We start from the raw sequence: 3300 nt of genomic DNA on the forward strand, positions 1-3300 counted from the left end.
CGACGTCTTCGATGCCGACCGACAGCCGCACCAGGTCGTCGGGGACCTCCAGCTGTGAGCCGGCGGTCGACGCGTGCGTCATCGCGCCCGGGTGCTCGATCAGCGACTCCACCCCGCCCAGCGACTCGGCCAGGATGAACACCTCGGTGCGCGCGCACAGCTGCTGGGCGGCCTGCCGGCCGCCGCGCATCCGCACCGACACCATCCCGCCGAACCCGCTCATCTGCCTGGCCGCCACGGCGTGGCCCGGGTGGTCGGGCAGGCCCGGATACAGCACGACGGCCACCGACGGCTGCCGGGTGAGAAACTCGGCCACGGCGGCCGCGTTCTCGCAGTGCCGCTGCATCCGCAGCACCAGCGTCTTCAGCCCGCGCAGGGTCAGGTAGGCGTCGAACGGACCGGCCACCGCGCCGGCGCCGTTCTGCAGGAAGGCGAACGCCTCGTCCAGCTCCGCGTCGGCGGTGACCAGCGCACCGCCCACCACGTCGGAGTGCCCGCCGATGTACTTGGTGGTCGAGTGCAGCACCACGTCGGCGCCGAGCGTCAGCGGCTGCTGCAGCGCCGGTGAGGCGAACGTGTTGTCCCCCAACACCTTTGCGCCGGCGTCGTGGCCGATCAAGGCGATCGCTTCGATGTCGGTTATCGACAGCAGCGGGTTGGTGGGGGTCTCCACCCAGATCAGCCGGGTGGTGTCGGTGAGCGCGGCGCGCACCGCGTCCAGATCGGAGAGGGCGACCGGGGTGTAGCTCACCCCCCAGTCGGTGAAGACCTTGTCGATCAGCCGGAACGTGCCGCCGTAGGCGTCGTCGGGGATCACCAGGTGGTCGCCGGGGCGCAGCAGCGCCCGCAGCGCGCAGTCGGTGGCGGCCATCCCGGAGCCGAACACCCGGCCGAACCGGCCCGCCTCGACCGCGGCCAGCGCCGACTCCAGCGCACTGCGGGTCGGGTTGCCGGTGCGGGCGTACTCGTAGCCGCCGCGCAGCCCGCCGACGCCGTCCTGGGCGAACGTGCTGCTGGCGTAGATCGGCGCGTTCACCGCCCCGGTGGCCGGATCGGGCCGGAAGCCGGCGTGGATGGCGGTGGTGGACAGGCCGCGGGACGGCTTGGGGTGTTCACTCATCGCCGGTCAGCCTAACGGCGCACCGGCCACGGTTCACCGCCCGCTCCCGCCGGCGGACAGGAAACCCAACAGGTCGTGGCGGGTGATCACTCCCACCGGCTTGCCCTCCTCGACGACCATCACCGCGTCAAACTCCCGCAACGTCCGGGCCGCCACGCTGACCAGCTCGCCGGATCCGATCAGCGGCAGCGGCGGACCCATGTGCTTGGCCACCGCGTCGGCGAGCTGGGCGCGGCCCTCGAAAACCGCCGAGAGCAGCTCCCGCTCGGAGACGCTGCCGGCCACCTCGCCGATCATCACCGGCGGCTCGGCGCCGACAACCGGCATCTGGGAGACCCCGTATTCGCGCAGGATCCCGATCGCGTCGCGCACCGTCTCCGACGGGTGGGTGTGCACCAGATCCGGCAGCATCCCGGACTTGCCGCGCAGCACGTCGCTGACGGTCTGCTGCGCGGTCGATCCGTCCAGCCGGGAGCGCAGGAAACCGTACGACGACATCCACGCGTCGTTGAAGATCTTCGACAGATAGCCGCGGCCGCCGTCCGGCAGCAGCACCACGACCAGCGCATCCGGCCCGGCCTTGACCGCCACCTCCACCGCGGCCACCACCGCCATCCCGCAGGAGCCGCCGACCAGCATCGCCTCCTCGCGGGCCAGCCGCCGGGTCATCTCGAACGAGTCGGCGTCGGAGACCGCGATCACCTCGTCGGGGACGCGGCGGTCGTAGGCCTCCGGCCAGAAATCCTCACCGACGCCCTCGACCAAGTAGGGCCGCCCGCTGCCGCCGGAGTACACCGAGCCCTCCGGGTCGACGCCGACGATCCGCACGCCGCCGCGCGACACCTCCTTGAGGTAGCGGCCGGTGCCGGTGATGGTGCCGCCGGTGCCGATCCCAGCGACGAAGTGGGTGACCTTCCCGTCGGTGTCGGCCCAGATCTCCGGGCCGGTGGTCTCGTAGTGGCTGTCCGGGCCGGCCGGGTTGGAGTACTGGTCGGGTTTCCAGGCTCCGTCGATCTCGGCGGTCAGCCGGTTGGAGACGCTGTAGTAGCTGTCCGGATGGTCCGGCGGCACCGCCGTCGGGCAGACCACCACTTCGGCGCCGTAGGCTCGCAGCACGTTCTGCTTGTCCTCACTGACCTTGTCCGGGCAGACGAAGACGCACCGGTACCCGCGTTGCTGGGCGACCAACGCCAGGCCGACGCCGGTGTTGCCGGAGGTCGGTTCGACGATGGTGCCGCCGGGCTTCAGCGCGCCGCTGGCCTCGGCGGCGTCGATCATCTTCGCCGCGATGCGATCCTTGGAGCTCGCCCCGGGGTGGAGGTACTCGACCTTGGCCACCACCTGTCCCGCCCCGGCCGGGACGACCGAATTCAGCCGGACCAGCGGGGTGTTGCCGATGAGTTCACTGATGTGGCCTGCGATCCGCATGCCTGCAATGGTGACAGGTGATCGGCCGGGGCGCGTCAGCCGGTGGCTTCGCGGATGTATTCGCCGATCTGCCGCAGCGAGCGGGTGGCCTCCGGCACCCACGGCGCGGCGATCTGGAAGACGTGGATCTGGCCGGGCCAGACCCGCACCTCGACCGGCACCCCGGCCGAGGCAAGCAGCCGGGCGGCCAGCCGGGCGTCGTGCAACAGCACCTCCGAGCCGGAGACGTGGATCAGGGTGCGCGGCAGGCCGGGTTCGACGTGCTCCAGCGGTTCGCAGACTTCTGCGGGATGGCCGTGCTTCCGGTCGCGTTCGGCGGCCAGGGTGACCAGGTCGACGAACGCGTCGAACGCTTTGGGCGGGATGATCTCCCCCGCGTTGATGTTCGGATGGTTCTGCTTGGCTTCCTTCTCGATCTGCAGCAGCGGTGACATCGCCACGATCGCGGCCGGGTCCTCGCCTTCGGCGTGCAGCCGTTCGGCCAGGGCCAGCGAGAGGTAGCCGCCGGCGGAGTCACCGGCCAGCACGATCTGGTCGGGTCCGTAACCCTGGCTGCGCAGCCACCGGTAGGCGTCGTAGCAGTCGTCGATCGCGTCGTCGATGGAGTGCTTGGGGATCATCCGGTACTCCACCACCAGCACCGGGCTGTCGGCATACTTGGACAGCTTGGTGACCAGCCGGCCATGGGTGTTGGCTCCGCAGGTCAGAAACGCCCCGCCGTGCATGTACAGCACGATTCGCCGGGTCCCGTC

The 3300-nt window shown here is 70.8% G+C and carries 3 protein-coding genes; all 3 read right to left on the reverse strand.

What is annotated here, in order from left to right; genetic code table 11:
- The coding region (locus AC2VNT_RS09585; protein ID WP_486946634.1) for a cystathionine gamma-synthase at positions 1 to 1120 on the reverse strand (1120 nt) is incomplete at its 3' end.
- Positions 1121 to 1153: 33 nt separating this feature from the next.
- Positions 1154 to 2548: a cystathionine beta-synthase gene (locus tag AC2VNT_RS09590; protein ID WP_486946635.1), complete on the reverse strand. Its 1395-nt coding sequence runs from the start codon at positions 2546 to 2548 to the stop codon at positions 1154 to 1156.
- A gap of 35 nt (positions 2549 to 2583) precedes the next feature.
- The coding region (locus AC2VNT_RS09595) for an alpha/beta hydrolase (RefSeq protein ID WP_486946636.1) at positions 2584 to 3300 on the reverse strand (717 nt) is incomplete at its 5' end.

It is taken from the genome of Mycobacterium sp. TH-M15, assembly GCF_057473705.1.

Bases quoted from the DNA above. Each gene is read 5' to 3' on its own strand.
- AC2VNT_RS09590 (WP_486946635.1), bottom strand. From the start codon at position 2,548: ATGCGGATCGCAGGCCACATCAGTGAACTCATCGGCAACACCCCGCTG.